Here is a 19596-nt window from a genome sequence, read left to right as displayed (position 1 = left end):
GCGTCGTGGCAGCACTCCGTCGCCTTCTCTTGAACCATCGCCAGCTGGCGGCTTGGGTGCTTGCGTGCGCGCTGGTGATGAAAATCCTGGTGCCCGCCGGGTTCATGCCGGTCGTCTCCGGGGGGCGCGTGACGATCGAGATCTGCGGCGGCATCGCGCCCGCGCAGAAAGTGATGGCACCGATGATGGCGATGCCGATGCCGGGCATGGCGCATCATCCGGGCAAGTCCGATCATCAGGAGCGGGAAATGCCCTGCGCCTTTTCCGGCCTGACCGCGCCGTCGCTGGCAGCGGTCGATCCGGTGCTGCTGGCGATCGCAATCGCGTTCATCGTCGGCCTCGTCTTCCGCGTGAGAACCGCGGTACCGATCACCGCGCGAGCCTATCTTCGGCCACCCTTACGAGGCCCCCCGCCCTTCCCCGCCGCGTGATCCGTCGGTCTTCGGACCGCGCGCGATCACGATGCTTCGACTGGTCCACCACGTCGGCGGACCGGTTTCGACACGCGCGGCAAGTCCGCGGGGATGACGGTATCCGATCCGCACCTCGATGTGCGGACGGGTCCAGCAGGGATTCACATGTTCAAAACCATAGTCTTCGCGTCGGCATCGATCGTCGCGTTCTCGGGGACCGCCCACGCGTCTGACAAGGACGAAGCGATCGACAAGAAGGCCGAGATCGTCGTCACCGGCCAGCGCGACCAGCTGAAGCTCGATCGCAAATCGGATACCGGCAGCCGGCTCGGCCTGTCGGTGCGCGAGACACCCGCGACCGTCGAGACGCTGACGCAGGCGGACATGCAGGTGCAGGGGCTGCGCACCGCGCGCGAGGCCTTCAACAGCGTCGTCGGCGCGATCGCTGGCAACGTCCCCGGCAACCCCGCGGTCGTGACGTTGCGCGGGTTTTCGGGCGGCGCCGTCTCGATCCTGCAGGACGGCGTCCGTATTTCTACCTCGACCGTGGTCCAGCGCGATACCAATGTGTGGCATTTCGACCGGATCGAAGTGATCAAGGGGCCAGCCTCGGTGCTCTACGGCGAAGGCGCGCTGGCTGGCGTCATCAACAAGGTCACCCGCAAGCCGACGTTCGACGGCGACCACCTCGATGGATTGCTGAGCGTCGGCAGCTTCGACACGGTGACCGCAGCCAGCGGCGTAAACCTGAAACTGTCGGACACCGTCGCAGTCCGCGCGGACGCGAGCTACATGCATTCCGCCAGCCTGTACGACGTCGACGACAATGCGACGCGCTCGGTCGGCCTGACGGGCAGCATCCTGTTCAAGCCGTCGGCCGACCTGAGCCTGCTCTTCGCCGTCGACCATTACGAGGACCGATACGACAGCAGCTATCAAGGGCTGCCGTTCGTCTCCGCCGCCGTCGCGCGCGATCCGAGTGACGCATTGCGTAGCCAGAACGGCATGGTGCTCGACAAGGCACTGCGCCGTCGCAACTATAATCCGTACGGTGCCTATTCCGGCGCACGCGACACGACGCTGCGGTCGCGGATCGATTATGCGATCGGCGGCGGCTGGTCGGTAGCGAACGACATCACCTGGTATCACGCCAAGCGCGACTTCGTGCTGAGCGGCGATCAGAACTTCACCGCCCCCACAGCCGCCTTCCCCAATGGCAGCTTCGCGCGGTCGGTCCAGCGGATCTACCACGACCACAAGTTCTGGAACGAGCGGCTGGTGATCACCAACGACAGCGTGATCGCAGGACTGCGCAACCGGTTCAGCCTGGGCGGCGAATATAACGACACGAACTTCGTCAACCCGCGCCAGCAAAGCCCGGTCGGTGGCAATGCGGCTGTGCGGATCGCGAACGTCGATCCGTTCGCGCCAATCGTCGGCGTCTTCCCGACCAGCGATGCCGCCTATTCGACGACCAACGTCGTTTATGACTCGAAGCTCAAGACGGCGTCGGTGTTCGCCGAGGATGCGCTCAACCTGACCCCGGGCTGGCTGCTGGTCGGCGGTGCGCGGTACGATCACATCGACCTGACCCGCGTCATCACCAACCTCAACGCGAACGGCGCGGTCACGCGGGGCACGCCGACCTATGATCCGTTCTCGTGGCGTATCGGTACCACCTACGACCTTACGCCGGGCATCACCTTGTACGGCCAATACACGACCGCGGTCACGCCGGTATCCTCGATCCTGCTCCAGTCGATCGTCAACACGACCTACAAGCTGACGAAGGGCCGCTCGTACGAGGTCGGTTTCAAGGCCTCCGCGTTCGCCAAGCGGGTGACGATGACCGGCGCCGCATACCGGATCGAGCAGACCAACATCCTCACGCGCGATCCGAACAATCCGCAGCAAGCCATTCAAGGCGGCGAGCAATCGTCCCAAGGCGTCGAGCTCAACATCGGCGCGGCGGTGACCAACGCGCTCTCGCTATCGGCGGGCGCTGCCTACACCGATGCGCAATATGATCAATTAAGCGAACTGATCGCCGGCGCCCGCATCGACCGCGCCGGCAACCGGCCGATCAACACGCCATCGACCACCGTCAGCGGCTCGGCGCTCTATACGATCAAGGCAATTCCGGTGACTCTCGGCGGGTTCGTACGGCACGTGTCCGGCTTCTACACCGACACCGCCAACAGCTATTTCGTCCGCAGGCATACGACAATCGATGCGTCGATCAGTTATCAGGTCGCACCGCAGGCCTCGGTTTCGGTCCGCGGCCGCAACCTGACCGACGCGTTCTACGGCGAGTATTCGGGCTACCCGACGACCAACGTCTATATCGGCGCGCCACGCAGTGTCGAAATCGCGCTTTCCACGCATTTCTGAGCAGGGGTTTCCAGATGGCATTCACCGGTTCGGTCGATCCGAAAGCATACCGCGCGCTGTGGCGCTGGCACTTCTATGCAGGCCTGATCGTCGCCCCCTTCCTGCTGATCCTCGCCGTCACGGGCTCGATCTATCTGTTCAACGACGAGATCGATGATGCGCTGTATCCGGCGCAGCGCTTCGTCGCGGTCCATGCAACGCAGGTGCCGCCGTCGCGGATGATCGATGCCGCGCTGAAGGCTCATCCGGGGGCTGCAACCCGGATCGACCTGCCGGGCGCGCCCAACCGCTCGGCGGTCGTCTTCGTCATCCCCGATCACGGCGAGCCGCTCCGCGTGGCCGTCGATCCGGGAACGGGCCGCGTGCTCGGCTCGACTATCTACGCCCGCACGCTGGTAGGGTTCGCCGACGAGATGCACGGATCGCTGACGCTCGGCACGGTCGGCGATCGGATCGTCGAGCTTGCCGCCTGCTGGGCGCTCGTCCTGATCGTGACCGGAGTGTATCTGTGGTGGCCGCGCGGTCGCGGTGGGTTCGGGGGTATCCTCTATCCCAGGCTCGGTGCGAGAGGGCGCCTGTTCTGGCGCGACCTGCACGCGGTGATCGGCGTCTGGTCCGTCGCGTTCATCGCGTTCCTGCTGCTGACCGGCCTCCCCTGGGCCGGCATCCAGGGCGACCTGCTCAACCGCGGCACCGCGGCGCTCGGCATCGGCTACCCGGCATCGAACCGCACCCACAATGCCCCGGCGAGCGTGCCGATGAAGACCGCGCTCGGCGAAGCACAGTGGACGATGGAACTCGCGCCCATGCCAACATCGACGGCAGCTTCCGAGCATGCCGGTCATTCTGGCCACGAGATGACCATGGCCGTCCGCGACGATGCAGCGGTGGCCGGGATCGACCGGATCGCAAACTCGGTGACGCGCAATCACCACGTCGCGGGTGCGTATCGCCTGTTCCTGCCGAGCGGACCGACCGGCGTCTATACGGCCTACACCTATCCCGATCAGCCGCAGGGGCAGCGTACACTGTATTTCGATCGCTGGACCGGCGCCCTGATCCGCGAGGTCGGCTACCCCGATTATGGCTGGGCGGCGAAGGCGATCGAGCTCGGCGTCCAGCTGCACATGGGCAATTACTTCGGACTCGCGAACCAACTCGTGATGTTGGCGACGTGCATCGCGATCGTGCTGCTCGTGATCAGCGGCGTCGTGATGTGGTGGAAGCGCCGCCCGACGGGCCGCCTCGCCGCGCCAGCGCGCGTCTCCCCGACGAGGATCAAGGGCGCCATCGCCATCCTGATTCTCGCCGGGATACTATTCCCGATCCTGGGCATGTCGGTGATCGTGATCTTCCTGATCGACCGGTTGGTCCTGCTCGTTGCCGTGAAGCGGTAGCGGAACGATCGAGGATAGCTGCGGCACGCTATGCGCCACGGCCGCGAAACAATCGGTGGCGGACGTACCGTGTCCCCGCGTGCGAGGGATGCCGATTACGACGCGTGCCTGCGGCAGCCTAACCACTTCCAGCAACAGCATACCGCTGCCGACCGTCCCGACTGACAGTATCCCCCTGCTCTTTACGTCAACGTCATCTACACGCTCACGTAACAGGCCCCAGTCACGCCCACGACTGCTACTCTACTGCAATAGTTGTAAATTAATGATCAATTAAGCATACATTTATCTTTTAATTGATCTTAGTAACATACATAGATCAAGTATGGTGGAATAGGCCAAGCGTTGCGAACGTCGCGACGGACCGTTTCAGCCCCATGACGCCTGTTTGCATACAGATTCTTGAGACCCGATCATAATCGGGCTCCAGTGTCTTCGAAGGCTTCGTCCTTGCTTCGGACGCTCTCCCCACATTCATTGAACATGGCTCCCGCTGCTGCGGATGGGAGACCCGTGCCTTCCATCCGCGGTGACTTTCGAGGTGTTCATGTACAAGTCGACCCTTTGGGCGGCCGCGCTTGCGGCTGTGAGCCCGGCTGCCTTGCTGATTTCGACGCAATCGGCGCAGGCGCAGGTGCCCGTCGGCGCTGGTGGACAGCTACAGCAGATCCCGCCCGTACCGTTGAACGAGACGCCCGCACCCGACTTCGGCTTCGAGCACAAGACGCCCGTCGTCGTTGCCGCGACCGGTGGCCCGAAGACGCTCGTGCGGTCGCTGCGCGTGACCGGCGCGACGCTGTTTCCCGAGGCCGACCTGATCGCCGCGTCGCAGTTCACGCCGAACAGCGAGCTCGACCTGTCCGACCTGAAGACGCTCGCCGCGCGGATCACCGCCTATTACACCAGCCGCGGCTACTTCGTCGCGAACGCCTACCTGCCCGCACAGGACGTACGGAGCGGCGCAGTGACGATCGCCGTCATCGAGGCACGCTTCGGCGCGGTCGGCGTTAAGAACGAGTCACGACTTTCCGACAGCGTCGCGAACGGCATCCTTGCCGGGCTCGACGTTGGCGATCCGGTCGCGGTCGCGCCGCTCGAGCGCCGCTTGCTGATGCTGTCGGACCTGCCCGGCGTGCGCGTATCATCGACGCTGAGCCCCGGCACCGCGGTCGGTACGTCGGACCTGCTGGTCGCGATCACCCCCGGCCAGAGCATCACCGGCAGTGTCGAGGCCGACAACGCCGGCAACCGCTACACCGGCGCCTACCGCGTCGGCGGCGTGGTCAACTGGAACAACCCGACCGGCTCGGGCGACGTGCTGAGCCTGCGCGCGCTGACCTCGTTCTCGGGGCTGGCCTATGGTCGCGCGTCGTACCAGGCACCGATCGGGCAGGTCACGCTCGGCGTCGCGTTCGCGCATCTCGAATATTCGCTCGGCAAGGAATTTGACAGCCTCGACGGCAGCGGCAACGCCGACGTCGCCAGCGTCTATGCGAGCTATCCGCTGATCCGGTCGCGCGACAACAATCTGTACGTGACGCTCGGTGGCGACGTGAAATGGTTCGAGGACAAGATCGGCATCGTCGACGTCACCACTTTCCGCCGCGCGCAGGTCGTCACCGCAGGACTGAGCGGCGACGAGCACGACACGCTGCTCGGTGGCGGCTGGAGCGCGTATTCACTAAGCTATTCGGTCGGCAATCTCGACATTCGCGGCGCCTATGAGCGCTCGGTCGATGCGCTGACCGCACGCACCGACGGCAGCTACGGGAAAGTGCAGTTCAGCTTCGCGCGATTGCAGACGATCGCCGGGCCGCTGTCGCTGTTCGCCTCCGCCCGCGGGCAGATCGCGTTCAGCAACCTCGATATTTCCGAGAAGATGGAGCTGGGCGGCGCCTATGCGGTGCGCGCCTATCCGGAGGGCGAGGCGTACGGCGACCAGGGCTATGTCGCCACCGCCGAGGCGCGACTGGCCCTGCCGCAGGTCGTGCCGGGTGCGCTTCAGCTGTTCGGGTTCGTCGACGTCGGCGAGGTCGATTACGTCAAGCACCCGTATTTCGACGGATCGAACCACGCGAAGCGCAGCGCATACGGCGCCGGGCTGAGCTGGGCGGGACCGTACGGTATCGCCGCCAAGGCGACCTATGCGCGAAAGCTCGGCGACGAGGACGCGACGTCGGCCCCCGACAAGTCGGGCCGCGCCTGGTTCCAGCTCTCGAAGACGTTCTGAGCGCACCAGCACCCCCCGAAATTCAGCGGCCATCGGCCGCCACCGAGGATACCGCACATGACCCCCATCCCTTCGTCGATCAGAAACACCCGTCGCCCCGCTCCCACCGTCACGCGCATCAAGCGCGGCGGCTTGTTCGGCACGACCGGCCTTGCGCGGTTCGCGTGGCTGATCGGATTCAGCCTCGCGGGCACGGTGGCGGCGCGTCCGGCCGAGGCGCAGACGCTCCCGACCGGCGGTGAGGTCGTCGCGGGCCAGGCAAGCATCGCGACCGGTACCAATTCGCTGACCGTGACGCAGACCAGCGACCGCGCGGCGATCAACTGGCAGTCCTTCTCGATCGGCAAGGGCAAGAGCGTCGTCTTCGAGCAGCCGACCAGCAGCTCGGTTGCGCTGAACCGTGTGCTCGGCTCGGACCCTTCGGTGATCCTCGGCAATCTGTCGGCGAACGGGAAGGTGTTCCTGGTCAACGCGAACGGCATTCTGTTCGGCCAGACGGCCAACGTCAACGTCGGCGGGCTGGTGGCCTCGACGCTGAACATTTCCGACGCTGATTTCCTCGCGGGCAAGAACAGTTTCGCGGGCACGAGCGGCGCGAGCGTGCAGAACGACGGCACGATCACTGCGAAGAACGGCTATGTCGCGTTGCTCGGCGCGAACGTCGGTAACGGCGGCACGATCAAGGCGAATTTCGGCACGGTCGTGCTGGCGGGCGGCGAGGCGATCACGCTCGACGTTGCGGGCGACGGGCTGCTCAACGTCGCGGTCGACAAGGGTGCGGTCGGCGCGCTGGTCCGCAATGGCGGGCTGATTCGCGCCGACGGCGGCAAGGTCGTGATGACCGCGCAAGGGGCTGGCGATCTGCTCCACACCGCGGTCAACAACACCGGCATCGTCGAGGCACGCACGTTGCAGAACCGCGGCGGCACGATCATGCTGCTCGGCGACATGAAGACCGGCACGGTCGGCCTGGCCGGTACGCTCGACGCCAGCGCGCCGGTCGGCGGCAATGGCGGCTTCATCGAGACGTCGGCGGCGACCGTCAACGTTGCGGACAGCGCCAAGGTGTCGACCTTCGCGCGGTCCGGCGCGACGGGCATGTGGCTGATCGATCCGCAGGATTACGTTATCGGCGCGGGCGGCAACATCTCGGGCGCGACGCTGTCGGCGCAGCTCGTGACGACCAGCATCACGATCAGCACGATCCCCGCGGCGGGCGACACGACCACCGGCAATGGCGACATCTTCGTCAACGACGCGGTAGCCTGGACCGCGTCGGGCGTGCCGACCACGCTGACGATGAACGCGTTTCGCGACGTCAACATCAACGCGCCGATCACCGCGACCAACGGCAACATCGTCGCCTGCTGCGGTCGCGACGTGAACGTCAACGCGGACCTGACCACCACCAACGGCAGCATCCTGCTCAACGCCGGGCGGAACGTGCAGGTGTTTCACGCGATCACGACAACCGACGGCAACATCGCCTTGTGCGCCGGCCATGACGTGATGATCGATGCGGCGGTCACGCTGACTCGCGGCACGACAATTCCGGCGCAGAGCCTCGGCCTGCCGGTAGGCCTCACGCTGATCGCTGGGTCGGACGGCACCGGGCCGGGCGTCAACGGCGGCACGATCGTGTTCTCCGCGCTGTCGCCACCGACCACCGTCACCGCGGCGCCGGTGTCGATCAACTACAACCCGGTCTCTTACACCACGCCGACCGACTTCTCGACCGAGTTCGTCCTGACCGAGGGCGCCGCGATCACCCAGCGGATGCTGTTGTTCCCGACCGCGCAGAAGGTCGCCGACGGCACCAATGCGGCGGTGCTGAGCGGGTTCAACACCAACGGCACCTCGGGGACGCCGACCGGCGTATCGCTGGTCGCCGGCCCGAATGCGACCGCGACGTTCGACAGCACTGGCGAAGGCACGGGCATCGGCGTCAGCTTCAGCGGCTACACGCTGACCGGCGCGAACGCGAACCAATATGCGCTGGCGAGTTCGTGCTGCGTCGCCGGGTTCCGGACGACCGGGACGATCACGGCTGCGGCACCTGCTCCAGCACCAGCGCCTGCTCCAGCACCGGCGCCGGCGCCTGCTCCAGCACCGGCGCCCGCTCCAGCACCGGCGCCCGCTCCAGCACCGGCGCCTGCTCCAGCACCGGCGCCCGCTCCAGCACCGGCGCCTGCTCCAGCACCGGCGCCTGCTCCAGCACCGGCGCCTGCTCCAGCACCGGCGCCTGCTCCAGCACCGGCGCCCGCTCCAGCACCGGCGCCCGCTCCGGCACCGGCGCCCGCTCCAGCACCGGCGCCCGCTCCGGCACCAGCGCCCGCTCCGGCACCGGCGCCTGCTCCGGCACCAGCGCCCGCTCCAGCACCGGCGCCTGCACCGGCACCGGCGCCTGCCCCGGCACCAGCGCCCGCTCCGGCACCAGCGCCCGCTCCGGCACCAGCACCAGCGCCTGCCCCGGCACCAGCGCCTGCTCCAGCACCAGCGCCTGCTCCGGCCCCGGCTCCAGCTCCGGCTCCAGCTCCGGCTCCTGCGCCTGCCCCGGCACCAGCGCCCGCCCCTGCACCAGCGCCTGCTCCGGCACCGGCACCGGCACCGGCACCAACGCCGACGCCTCCGCCAGTACTCGCGCCGCCCCCAACCGCGACACCGCCCGTTACCCCGGTTCCGAACCTACCGAATGCTACGCGGCCGTTTCTGGAGGTTCCGCCGGTGACGGTGCGTATCCCGACGCCGCCGACGATCGAGGTCGTCGAGGGTGGCGTGACGTATCCGACGCCAGAACGGCCCGGCACCGTGATCGTAGAAACACCCGAAACGCCGCAGGTCGTGCAACCGGTCGTCGAACGCCCGTTCGTGCAGCCTACGCCGCCCAATACGCCAGCCGTGCCCAATTATCCGCGGAAGCAGGCGCGTCATTGAGATGATCGGGACCGCGCGGCGCGGCGTCTCGGCGCCCGCTCGCTGGTTTTCGCGCTGGCAGGCACTGCTCGGCTGGGGCATCGTTGCAAGCGGCGCGGCGGCACCGGGCATCGCGGGGTCCCCCGTGCCGGCTGCTATTGTCGCGACCGCCTCGCCGGACGATGCCGGCCGCTTCGGCGGCGTGGCGACGTCCGACGACGTGCGCGACACGGTGAACTGGGTGTCGACGTCGCACGACAATCACGCGCTGCCGTTCGTCGTGATCGACAAGGTGAATGCAGTCGTGCTCGCGTTCGATGGCAGCGGCAATTTACGCGGGCGGGCGCCGGCGTTGCTCGGGATGGCGCGCGGCGACGCCACCGTGCCAGGTATCGGCCAGCGCAAGCTAGCGACGATCACGCCAGCCGAGCGCACCACGCCGGCAGGGCGCTTCCAGGCCTCGCTCGGGCGCGATTTCGAACAGGATATCCTGTGGATCGACTATGATGCTGCGCTGTCGCTGCACCGCGTGATCAAGGGTCGCCGCGTCGACGATCGCGCCGGACGGCTCGCATCGGCGACACCGAGCGACAACCGGATCTCATATGGCTGCGTAAACGTGCCGCCGGGATTTTACGATGGGGTGGTAAAGCCGTTGTTCACCGGCACGGTTGGGATTGTTTATATCTTGCCCGAGACCAAGCCGTTGCGAAGCGTGTTTGCGGTTCCGGTCAGCGAGAAGTAGCGGATCTTGCTAATCCTCCCCCGCCAGGGGGAGGTGGCACCGCAGGTGACGGAGGGGGCGGACACGGAACCGGTGTTGCCCTTTCCTCCCCCTCCGTCTGGCAAAAGCCAGCCACCTCCCCCTAGCGGGGGAGGATTAGGAGGGCCTACTTCACTGGCACCAAGGTCGTTCGCGGTACCATTTCGTCAGAACGTACTTCACGCCCTGCTCGACCGGCATTCCCTGGTGGAGCGACCCCGAGTTCGGCGCGCCATACTCGTCCATGTTGTTCCAGATCACGAGGTTGCCTGCTTTCGGCGCGATCATCACCCCCGCGGTCGGGTAGTTCGTGCGCCCTCCAGCCTCGGGTTCGTTGAGGAAGGTCATCGCCGACCAGGTCCGCTGGCCGCCCATCGTCACCTGATCCAGCCAATAGGGCTGTTCGGTATCGAAGAAGTCGTGATGCGGCTTGAACTCCTGCCCGACCGCGTAACGTTGCCCCTGCAACGCCTCGCCGTAGCGCGGCTCGAGTCCCGTCAGCAGGTCGAGCTTGGTCTCGACCGCGGTCACGGGCGCGGGGCCGGGATAGAGGTAGCACGTCTCGCTGGTGCGGTGCGGAGACACCGGGGCATCGCCGACGACCGGCGACGGCACGCGATTGGCCTCGATCAGCGCGATCACCGCGGCGCATTCGTCGAGCGTGAGAAAATCGCGAACGATATAAAGCTCCATGCCGTTCGCCGGCATCCGGACCGCGCCGGGATAGCACAGGATCCGATCGCGCACCTGCTCGGCAGAGTTCGCCCTGCCAAGCGCTTCGCTTTGACCATCGCGACGATCGGTGGATCGTGCGTACGAATTGGCGCCCAGGCTTTCAATATTAGTCATCAAGTCCGCAATACTCACAAGAATCACGATATGGATTGTGACTTGGATCTATAAAGCAGGTTAAGTTTCGTACAACGTGCATCCTTATCAGACAACCGACGTTTATCCTGTACGACCAACATAGGTTAGGCCGGTTGCGCGACTACATCGCGAACCGCAGCCCTCATGGATGCGCATAAGTCGCACCTACCGAAGAGTTCGGGAACATCCCCCGCTCCGCTGCCGGCGTGAGCCTTGGGTGACGCGATTGAACGACATCGGCGGAGATTATTCATGAACACGAGGTATCTCGTGGGTGCGGGACTGCGGTCCGGCACGCGCGCACCCCTGGCGGATAGACCGCGCTCGACCGCCGCATTCCAGCGCGGCGCTGCCTGCGCGATGGCGACGGCGGTTGCCGCGGAAGCACAGGACCAGCGCGTCTCGCAGCGGATCAAGAACCGGGAGACCGAGCGCTTTCGGTAGCCGCTCGCGGGTCGCGCGCTGAACGCCAGCGCAACCCACCGACGTCCCCCATTCTGCTCTTGCTCGTCCTCGCGCCTCGCGGGGCCAGGATAGTCATGTTCAAAAATCTTCTCGCCGGCGCCGCCGCGGCGTTCCTCGCAGTCATCCCGCAACCCTCGGCCGCGCAGACGGTGGTATTGCCGGGCGCGCTCCTGCTCGCCGGCTACCGCGCGACCTGCGGACCGGTCGACACGATGATCCAGCCGATCAACGACATCGCCGCCGCGTACAAGGGTCGCATCATCCTCCACCCGCGCGTCCTCGACTTGCCGCGCGCACAGCAACTCTTCTGGTACACGCACGAATGCGCGCACCAGATCTTCGGGCCGGGCGAAGCCGCCGCCGATTGCTGGGCGGTACAACAGGGCAAGATCCAGGGCTGGCTCACCGGAGACGAACTGGCGAAGCTCGCGGTAACGATGCGCTACTATCCAGGTGACGCCACGCATACCGACGGTGCAGCGCGGATCGTGGCGATGGACGCTTGCTTCGCACGATAGTCCAGCGATCCCAGCGTATAATAGAAACTCAAGACTGTGGCGCTAGTTCGGTATCGACAACGCAATAACTACCTCCGGCTGATCCAGGTCGTTGACAAGATCCTACCGACGGCTTCTGTATCGTTAGCGTAACGATACGGCCCATTACGGTGTCGGATCGCCTCCGTCTGGATTGCACACGCCATGCCTGGTTCTCTACCCGAGGCGATAGATGGCGGTGCACGATCGCACGGCCCGGACGTTTCCGCCTGCGACCGCGAACCGATCCACCGGCCAGGATCGATCCAGCCGCACGGCCTCGTCCTCGTCGCCGACGCCTGCACCTTCAAGATCATGGCGGGCGCGGGCGACATCGAAAAATTGCTTGCGCCGCATTGGCTCGGCGCGAACCTCGACGATCTTCTCGGCCAGCCCGTCTCAGCGCAACTCGCGGCCAAGCCCAACGCCAGCACGGTTGTGCTCACGCGGGCGGTCGGCACCAAAACGCCGTTCGACGCAATCGCACACCGCATATCGAACACCATCGTCGTCGAACTCGAGCCCGCCCCCCTAGCGATGCCGTCCCCGATCGACGTTCTGGTGGAGATGGAGGAAGCCGCGGCAACGTTCGAACAGGCGTTTGGCTTACGCGAACTGTGCGAGCGCGCGGCGAGAACGTTCCGCCAGTTGACCGGCTTCGACCGGGTGATGCTGTACCGCTTTCTCGACGATGACGCCGGGGTCGTCCTGGCCGAGGACCGCGATCCCGCGCTCGGCAGTTTCCTGAACCAGCATTTCCCGGCGTCCGACATCCCGAAACAGGCGCGCGCGCTGTACGTGCGAAACCGCGTCCGCATCATTCCCGACATCGCCTATGAACCGGCATTGCTACGTCCAGCAGGCGCGACGCCGCTCGACATGAGCGATCTCGCGCTGCGCAGCGTATCGCCGGTCCACCTACAATATCTCGCCAACATGGGCGTCGCGGCGTCGGCGTCGGTGTCGATCGTCCGCGACGGCGCGCTGTGGGGCCTTGTCGCCTGCCACCATCCGACACCGAAGTTCCTACCACTGCATGTCCGCATGGCCTGCCGTGCGCTCGCCGGGAGCCTTGCCCGCCAGATCCGCGCGAAGGAGGATGCGGAGCTCTACCGCGAGCGCATTCGCCTCCGTACCGCGGAGGACGCGGTCGTGCTTCGGCTCGGCAGCGACATATCGCTCGCCGGCTTCTTCGCGACCGCGGGCGACGACATGTGCCGGATGCTGGGCGCCGACAGTTTCGCGGCGGTTCGCGGGACCGAATTGTTCGTCGCCGGCCGCTCGCCGCGCCATGACGACATCCGCGCGGTCGCCGATCATGTCATCGATCTCGGCCGGGCGCTCCCCTTCTCGACGGATCGGCTGTCGGAACAGCTGCCCGCAGCCACCGGTTTCCAGGATCTCGCCAGCGGCGTTCTCGCGGTGACGATGTCGACCGACGAGCCGACGATCCTGATCTGGTTTCGTGCCGAGCAGATCGAGGTGATGAACTGGGCGGGCAACCCGCACAAGGATTTAGGCGTCGATCCTCACATCCCGTTGACACCGCGCGCCTCCTTCGAAAGCTGGAGCGAGGCGGTTCGCGGCCGATCGGTACCGTGGACGTTGTTCGAGATCGAGGCGGCCGGGCGGCTGAAGCGGACGATGTTCGACGCGCGCCAGAACCGTCGCCTGTTCGAGGTGAACCGCGAATTGACCGCGACGATCGCCGACAATGAGAGCCTGTTGCTGCAGAAGGACTATCTCATCAAGGAGGTCCATCACCGCGTCCAGAACAGCCTGCAGCTCGTCTCCGCGTTTCTCGGCCTTCAGGCGCGGGCAGTCGGCGACGACGTGCTGACCGCGCACCTGGCGGAGGCGCAGCGACGGCCGTCAGCGGTCGCGATGGTCCACCGCCGACTGCACTCGGACGAGCACGTCCAGGCGGTCGATCTCGCGCGGTACATCGGCGACCTGTGTACCGAGATCAAATCGACGATGGACAAGTCATGGGGCGGCCAGATCGAACTCGAACTCGCGCCGATCCTGATCTCCACCGACCGCGCGGTCAGCGTCGGACTGATCCTGACCGAGCTGGTGATCAACGCCAACAAATACGCCTATGCCGGCGCATCGGGACCGATCACGATCGCGCTAGAACAGCATCGCAACCGCTTTCGCCTGATCGTCGCCGATCGCGGTCGGGGCAAGGCGAGTTCCGGGACCGGTTCGGGTCGCGGATGCTCATGTCCATGGTCGCGCGGCTGTCCGGCACGATCGAGGAGGCCGACAACGATCCCGGCCTCCGCGTCACCATCGGCGCGCCGATCAACGACGACCTCCCGCACGCCTGATCCGCTACTCGGTCGAGCCCGTATGCATCAGGTGACGCACGTCGTCCGCGACCTGGTTGTTGGCGCCGAGCCGCTCGATCAACTGCGCCTGACGGCTGCCCCGCAGGCCGGCCGTCGTCAGCTGCTTGTCGCGGACATAGGTGTAGACGCCGCTCACCGCGAACGCCTGGACATGCGCGATGTTCGCCTTCTGCGCGCCCTGCGTGGCGACGAAAATGTCGGACTCGAAGAAAGCGCGGCGTGCGAGCGGACTCTCGAAGGCCAGTTCGATCACCGCGATCAGCGCACGCTCGGCCAGCACGAGGTGGTCGACGTTGGGTGCGGGCGGCGCGGGTTCGGCGTTGTCGTAGCGGTCCGGCAAGTGCAGCCGCAGTTTCAATACCGCAGGGTCCGCGGCGAGCGTCCGGGCAAACTCGGTCATGAACGTACCAAACGCGTCCGCATCGTCGCCCGCCGCGCCGAAATGGACGTGGATCCGGTCGAAGCCGTCGTCGCCATTCGGGATCGGATCCGCGATCCGGTCGACCAGCGTGCGCGATCCGCTCGGCAGCGCATAGGCGACAGTGGCGGCGAACATGTTCTGTTCGTCGGCGAACAGGATGTGGCTCGCGGCATTGAACACGTCCTGATCCGCCTTCGAGGCGAAGCCGATCTCGACCCCGCCATCGAGTTCATAGTCCGCAAACGGCGCGATACCGTCGATCACCGGCCAGAGATGCGCGTCCTGCTCGCGGTTCAGATGGTTCTGGACGTACCAGCCCAGTCCCGGAATGCGCGAACACAGCGGACCGTGGACGTCGCGCCAATAGGTCGCGAAGACCTCGTGCGGCACGCGGGGGCGGCGCAGCACCGTCGTGTAGCTGTTGATGACGATGCTGGCATCGCGCTCTGCATAGTCGGTCGTGGTCGAGACTTTGGGCATGGCTGGGTTCCTGATGACGGAAGGGTCGAACGCGCGGAGACAGAATGTGGGGTCCAGACGGGTGCGTTAATTCCCGCACAAAAACCGATCGTTACGCGATGCTCCGGGTCTTCAACCGGTTGACCACCGGCGTGACGAGCACCGCGAGGATGGCGATCGCGGCGGCGACATAGCCGACCGCGCCGAGCCCGAGATGCTGGATCACCGAGCCGCCGATGATCGCGCCTAGACCAATGCCGGCATTGGCCATCGACACGTTGAGCGTCCCGGCCAGTGCCTGCGCGTGGCTCGCCGACTGCATCACGCGGACCTGGCAGATCGGGTAGAGCGCGGTGTTGGCGATGCCCCAGACGGCGAGCGCCACCGCGAGCCAGGCATGCGAGCCCGCGACCAACGTCGTTGCCGCCATGCCGACCGCCAGCACCAGCGACGTGATCGCCGTCACCAGCAACGGTCCGCGGCCGACGAACTGTCCGCCCAGCCAGTTGCCAGCGAGACCGACGATGCCGAAGCCCATCAGCCACCAGCCCACCTGCCCCGCCGGAATGTGCGCGATCTGCTCCAGCGTGTCGGCGAGATAGGTATAGGCCGTGAACATCGCGGTGAAGACGATCACCGACAGCACGACGTTGCCGAGGAAATACGGGTCCTTCAGGATGCGCGCCTGTTCGGCCAGCTTGACGCGCGCGGGGCGGGCCAGCGTCGGCATCACGACGAGCAGCAGCACTGCCATCAGTAGCGACAGTCCCGACAGTCCCCAGAACGTACCGCGCCAACCGAATGCCGTCGATGCGAGCGTCCCGAGCGGAATGCCGAGCACCATCGCGCCGGAAATCCCGAGATAGACGTTGGCGACGGCCTTGCCCGCCTTCTCGGGCCCCGCGAGTTCGCCCGCGGTCTCGCTTGCCGTCCCCCAGAACACCGGCAGGGCGAGCGCCGGCAGGAACCGCGCGACGCCCAGCACCCAGATATCCGGCGCGGCCGCGGCGAGAGCGTTGGCGGCGGCGAAGATCACGAGGATCACGACGAACAGCTTTTTGCGCTCGAAATGCGACAGCACCGCGGTCAGGAACGGGCCGGCGAGCATCACGGTGAACGCAAACAGCGTCACGAGTTGCCCCGCGACGGTGATCGAGATGCCGAGGTCGCGCGACAGGCTCGGGAGCAGGCCGACGATGATGAACTCGGTCGTGACGATGACGAACGCGGAGATCGCCAGCAGCAGCACGGCAAGGCCATGCCCTGCGGACTTGGCACCAGGCGGCGCAGCAGCAATGGGACGAACGGGGGACGACATTGGCAAACTCCTGTAGCTGCCGTCTCTACGCGCGACGAAAAGCGACGTCTTGCGGCATGTTTTCGCGTATGGCGGGACAATAATTCCAGAATGGAGTCGCATGATCCCCTCCGAACGCCTCAAGGGCATCGAAGCTTTTGTCTGTACCGCCGACGCCGGCAGCTTCACCGCGGCCGGTGTGCGGCTGAACTTGACCAACTCCGCGGTCAGCAAGAGCGTCGCCAGGCTTGAGGCGCGGCTGGGTAGCCGGCTGTTCGAACGAACCACTCGTCGCCTGACGCTGACCGACGTCGGCGCCGCCTTCTACGAGACCTGCGTCCGCGTGCTCGAAGATCTTGCCGATGCCGAAGCGGTACTGGCAGCGCACCGGTCGGAGATCGTCGGACGGCTGAAGGTCGACGTACCGATCGCGTTCGGGCGGATGCAGGCGATGCCGCTGTTGCTCGCCTTCGCCGAACGCCATCCGAATTTACGCCCGAGCATCACCTTCACCGACCGGAAGATCGACATCGTCGAGGAGGGCATCGACGTCGCGATCCGGATCGGCGCGTCGGAGCCATGGGCGGACAATCTCGGCCATCGCTATCTCGGCAGCGAGCGCGTGATAATCTGCGCCGCCCCTGCCTATCTCGCGCGGCGCGGGACACCGGCAGCGGCGGACGATCTCGCGCGGTTCGACTGCATCCTCTACGGTCGCGGCGACGGCAGCACGATCAAGTGGCGTTTTGCCGACGGCGCTGGCCGCATCGACGAGCGCGCGATGGATGGCCGGATCGTCCTCGGCAGCGCGGAGGCCCAGGTCGGCGCGGTCAAGGCTGGTTTCGGTATCGCGCAACTCGCGACCTGGTTGATCGAGGACGAACTCGCGCGTGGCGACCTGGTCGAGGTCCTTCCCGAACTGGCGACGGCGGGGCTTCCGCTGCATCTGGTCTGGCCCCGGCGACGTCAACTGAGCCCGAAGGTTGATGCGCTGCTCGATGCACTGACCAGCGGACTTCGGATTGCATGACGACGAGGTGAAAAGCGCGTCATCCCGCCATTTACTGCAACTCGGGGTCGCATCGCCTGTTGGGGAAGGATGACCATCCTCAACGATCAAATCGCTATCGTCACCGGCGGTGAATCCGGCATTGGTGCTGCTTGTGCCAAGGCGCTCGGCGAGGCCGGCGCGCGCGTCGTCATCACCTATTTCAAGGACGCGGCGGCGGCGCAGGCTGTATGCGCGGCGATCGGCGGCACCGACCGTGCGATCGCCGTCCAGGCCGACGTCGGCGACGAAACCGCGATCGAACATTTGTTCGCGCAGGCGGAAGCAGCGTTCGGCACGGTTACGCTGCTCGTCAACTCCGCGGGCCTCAACATGAGCGGCGTCATGCTGGTAGATATGGAACTGGCCCAGTTCGACCGAGTGATCCGCTCCGACCTCTACGGCCCGTTCCTCACCTGTCGCCGCATGGTACGCGCCCTCGAAGCCAAGAACATCAAAGGCCGCATCGTCAACATCTCGTCGATCCACGAACGTGCGCCGCGACCCGGCGGCGTCGACTATGACTCCGCTAAGGGCGGCCTGTCGCAACTGACGGCGACGCTGGCGCTCGAACTTGCGCCGAAGGGCATCGCGGTCAACGGTGTCGCGCCGGGCATGATCCTGACGCCGATGAACCAGTCCGCGCTCGATCATCCGCAGGAGCTCGCCGCCAAAGAGGCCGCGATCCCGTGGAAGCGCGCCGGACGGCCCGACGAGGTGGCGTCGCTGGTGACGTTCCTGCTCTCCCCCGCCGCGGACTATATCACCGGCACGACGGTGACGATCGACGGCGCGCTGTCGTTGACCGTGGCGCAAGACGCGTGATGGTCACCTACGCGGTCGAGCAGCTCGACACCGTCGCGATCTCGGCCAATTCGGTGATCGATGGCATGGATCTGATGAGCCCGTTCGTCTGGAAGGAAGGCGGCCTCTACCGGATCATGGTCCGCGGTGTTCCCCATCCGCTCGGACCGCACGACCCGACCGGGATCATCGCCCGCGGCGAAAGCCGCGACGGGCTGTCGTTCACGATGGATCCGGGCTTAGCGATAACCCCCGGCCCCGGCGCGGAGGACATGGGTGGGTGCGAAGATCCCACCGTCCTGACGACGCCCGACCACGAATATCTGATCTACTACACCGGCGTCGATGCGGACCGCTCGCAGGGCTGCATGATCCTCGCCGCCGGCCGCGACCTGACGGCGCTGGTCAAGGAGGATCTGGTGCTCAAGGCGCCGCCGGGCGAGGGCAACATCAAGGAAGCCACGCTGGTGCAGACGAGTGCTGGCGACTGGCGGCTGTTCTACGAATACGCCGCGGATGGCGCGTCGCGGATCGGCATGGCGGGCGGACCCACTGCAAAGGGACCGTGGACCGTGCTGCCCGATCCGTTCGGGATACGCGAGGACAGTTGGGACAATTGGCATCTGTCGACCGGGCCGATCTGGCAGGCTGAGGGCGCCGACCCGGTAATGTTCTACAACGGCGCGACGCATGATGCACGGTGGCGGATCGGCTGGATCAGCTTCAGTCCCGATCTCTCGCGGGTCACGGGGCGCGGGTTGGAACCGCTGCTTGTGCCGCCACCTGCGCTGAGCCGTGAGGCCACCGATATCGCGTTCGCGGCATCTACCGTCGCCGAAGGCGACCGGATCGCACTCTATTATTCGCTCGAGGACCGCATGCTGCGGCGCGCGTTGATCGGACGCTATAGCCGCTGACCACGAGAAAGGTCGCGAGCGGCGTACCGTCCGCGACCCTTGATCATCAGCCGTGGGTGCGGGCAGCGGCTTTCTGCGCGCGTGCCTGCTTGGCGTAGTGGTGATGTGCAACGACGCACCCGATGGCGGCACCAGCAACCGCGTGTCCCTTACCGACGAAATGCCCGCCAACGCCGCCGGCAGCAGCGCCGCGGATGCAGCCCTTCGCCAACACGGGCGACGCCGTCATCGCGAGGAGCGGAAGAGCGAGAAGGGGAATGAAGCGCATGGTGGTATCCTTGAAAGCACTGCAGCAAGACCTGAAATACCGTTCAAGCC

The 19596-nt window shown here is 66.0% G+C and carries 15 protein-coding genes; 12 read left to right on the top strand and 3 right to left on the bottom strand.

All coding sequences use genetic code 11. The annotated features are described in order from the left end of the window. The first annotated feature begins 29 nt into the window (after positions 1-29). The 6 genes from E5673_RS11835 (at position 30) to E5673_RS11805 (ending at position 10089) form a co-directional block, all read left to right on the top strand. On the top strand, positions 30-431 hold the full coding sequence (locus E5673_RS11835; RefSeq protein ID WP_247599366.1) for a DUF2946 family protein: 402 nt from the start codon (positions 30-32) through the stop codon (positions 429-431). 147 nt (positions 432-578) lie between these two features. Further along, on the top strand, positions 579-2804 hold the full coding sequence (locus tag E5673_RS11830) for a TonB-dependent siderophore receptor (RefSeq protein WP_136190159.1): 2226 nt from the start codon (positions 579-581) through the stop codon (positions 2802-2804). A 14-nt stretch (positions 2805-2818) separates the two neighbouring features. Next, positions 2819-4201, top strand: coding sequence for a PepSY domain-containing protein (locus tag E5673_RS11825; protein WP_136190158.1), 1383 nt, complete (start codon positions 2819-2821; stop codon positions 4199-4201). Positions 4202-4748: 547 nt separating this feature from the next. Beyond that, positions 4749-6431 carry a ShlB/FhaC/HecB family hemolysin secretion/activation protein gene (locus tag E5673_RS11820; protein WP_136190157.1) on the top strand — a complete coding sequence of 561 codons (1683 nt, stop codon included), beginning with the start codon at positions 4749-4751 and terminating at the stop codon, positions 6429-6431. Positions 6432-6488: 57 nt separating this feature from the next. After that, positions 6489-9365 (top strand): filamentous hemagglutinin N-terminal domain-containing protein, encoded by a 2877-nt coding sequence (locus tag E5673_RS11815; RefSeq protein ID WP_247599365.1) that lies wholly within the window; start codon positions 6489-6491, stop codon positions 9363-9365. 1 nt (position 9366) lies between these two features. Next, positions 9367-10089 carry a L,D-transpeptidase gene (locus E5673_RS11805; protein ID WP_247599364.1) on the top strand — a complete coding sequence of 241 codons (723 nt, stop codon included), beginning with the start codon at positions 9367-9369 and terminating at the stop codon, positions 10087-10089. Between the two features lie 150 nt (positions 10090-10239). Here E5673_RS11805 and E5673_RS11800 read toward each other — a convergent pair whose 3' ends face one another. After that, positions 10240-10956: a 2OG-Fe(II) oxygenase gene (locus E5673_RS11800; RefSeq protein ID WP_136190156.1), complete on the bottom strand. Its 717-nt coding sequence runs from the start codon at positions 10954-10956 to the stop codon at positions 10240-10242. Between the two features lie 273 nt (positions 10957-11229). Here E5673_RS11800 and E5673_RS11795 point away from each other — a divergent pair, with 273 nt between their 5' ends. From E5673_RS11795 to E5673_RS11785, 3 genes are all read left to right on the top strand, one after another. Then, complete coding sequence (locus E5673_RS11795; protein WP_133019800.1) at positions 11230-11421, top strand: hypothetical protein; 192 nt, start codon at positions 11230-11232, stop codon at positions 11419-11421. Positions 11422-11516: 95 nt separating this feature from the next. Further along, positions 11517-11960 (top strand): hypothetical protein, encoded by a 444-nt coding sequence (locus E5673_RS11790; protein WP_136190155.1) that lies wholly within the window; start codon positions 11517-11519, stop codon positions 11958-11960. Positions 11961-12143: 183 nt separating this feature from the next. After that, the gene (locus E5673_RS11785) at positions 12144-15356 is read left to right on the top strand and encodes a histidine kinase dimerization/phosphoacceptor domain -containing protein (protein ID WP_247599363.1); all 3213 of its coding nucleotides are present in this window, start codon (positions 12144-12146) and stop codon (positions 15354-15356) included. On the opposite strand, the gene E5673_RS11775 is transcribed toward E5673_RS11785, so the two are convergent. Then, on the bottom strand, positions 15325-16530 hold the full coding sequence (locus E5673_RS11775) for an MFS transporter (protein WP_136190153.1): 1206 nt from the start codon (positions 16528-16530) through the stop codon (positions 15325-15327). The two genes, E5673_RS11785 and E5673_RS11775, sit on opposite strands and share 32 nt — an antisense overlap. 100 nt (positions 16531-16630) lie before the next feature. On the opposite strand from E5673_RS11775, the gene E5673_RS11770 reads away from it, so the two are divergent. The 3 genes from E5673_RS11770 to E5673_RS11760 all read left to right on the top strand — a co-directional run bounded on the left by E5673_RS11770 (position 16631) and on the right by E5673_RS11760 (position 19278). Beyond that, the gene (locus E5673_RS11770) at positions 16631-17539 is read left to right on the top strand and encodes a LysR family transcriptional regulator (protein ID WP_136190152.1); all 909 of its coding nucleotides are present in this window, start codon (positions 16631-16633) and stop codon (positions 17537-17539) included. 69 nt (positions 17540-17608) lie between these two features. After that, positions 17609-18382 carry a glucose 1-dehydrogenase gene (locus tag E5673_RS11765; protein WP_136190151.1) on the top strand — a complete coding sequence of 258 codons (774 nt, stop codon included), beginning with the start codon at positions 17609-17611 and terminating at the stop codon, positions 18380-18382. Beyond that, complete coding sequence (locus tag E5673_RS11760; RefSeq protein ID WP_136191485.1) at positions 18382-19278, top strand: glycosidase; 897 nt, start codon at positions 18382-18384, stop codon at positions 19276-19278. The genes E5673_RS11765 and E5673_RS11760 overlap by 1 nt, the downstream gene beginning before the upstream one ends. A 46-nt stretch (positions 19279-19324) precedes the next feature. Here E5673_RS11760 and E5673_RS11755 read toward each other — a convergent pair whose 3' ends face one another. Beyond that, positions 19325-19546 carry a hypothetical protein gene (locus E5673_RS11755; protein WP_136190150.1) on the bottom strand — a complete coding sequence of 74 codons (222 nt, stop codon included), beginning with the start codon at positions 19544-19546 and terminating at the stop codon, positions 19325-19327. Between the last annotated feature and the right edge of the window lie 50 nt (positions 19547-19596).

The organism is Sphingomonas sp. PAMC26645 (assembly GCF_004795835.1).
Lineage (GTDB): Bacteria > Pseudomonadota > Alphaproteobacteria > Sphingomonadales > Sphingomonadaceae > Sphingomonas.
This window is presented reverse-complemented; position numbering and strand designations above follow the sequence as displayed.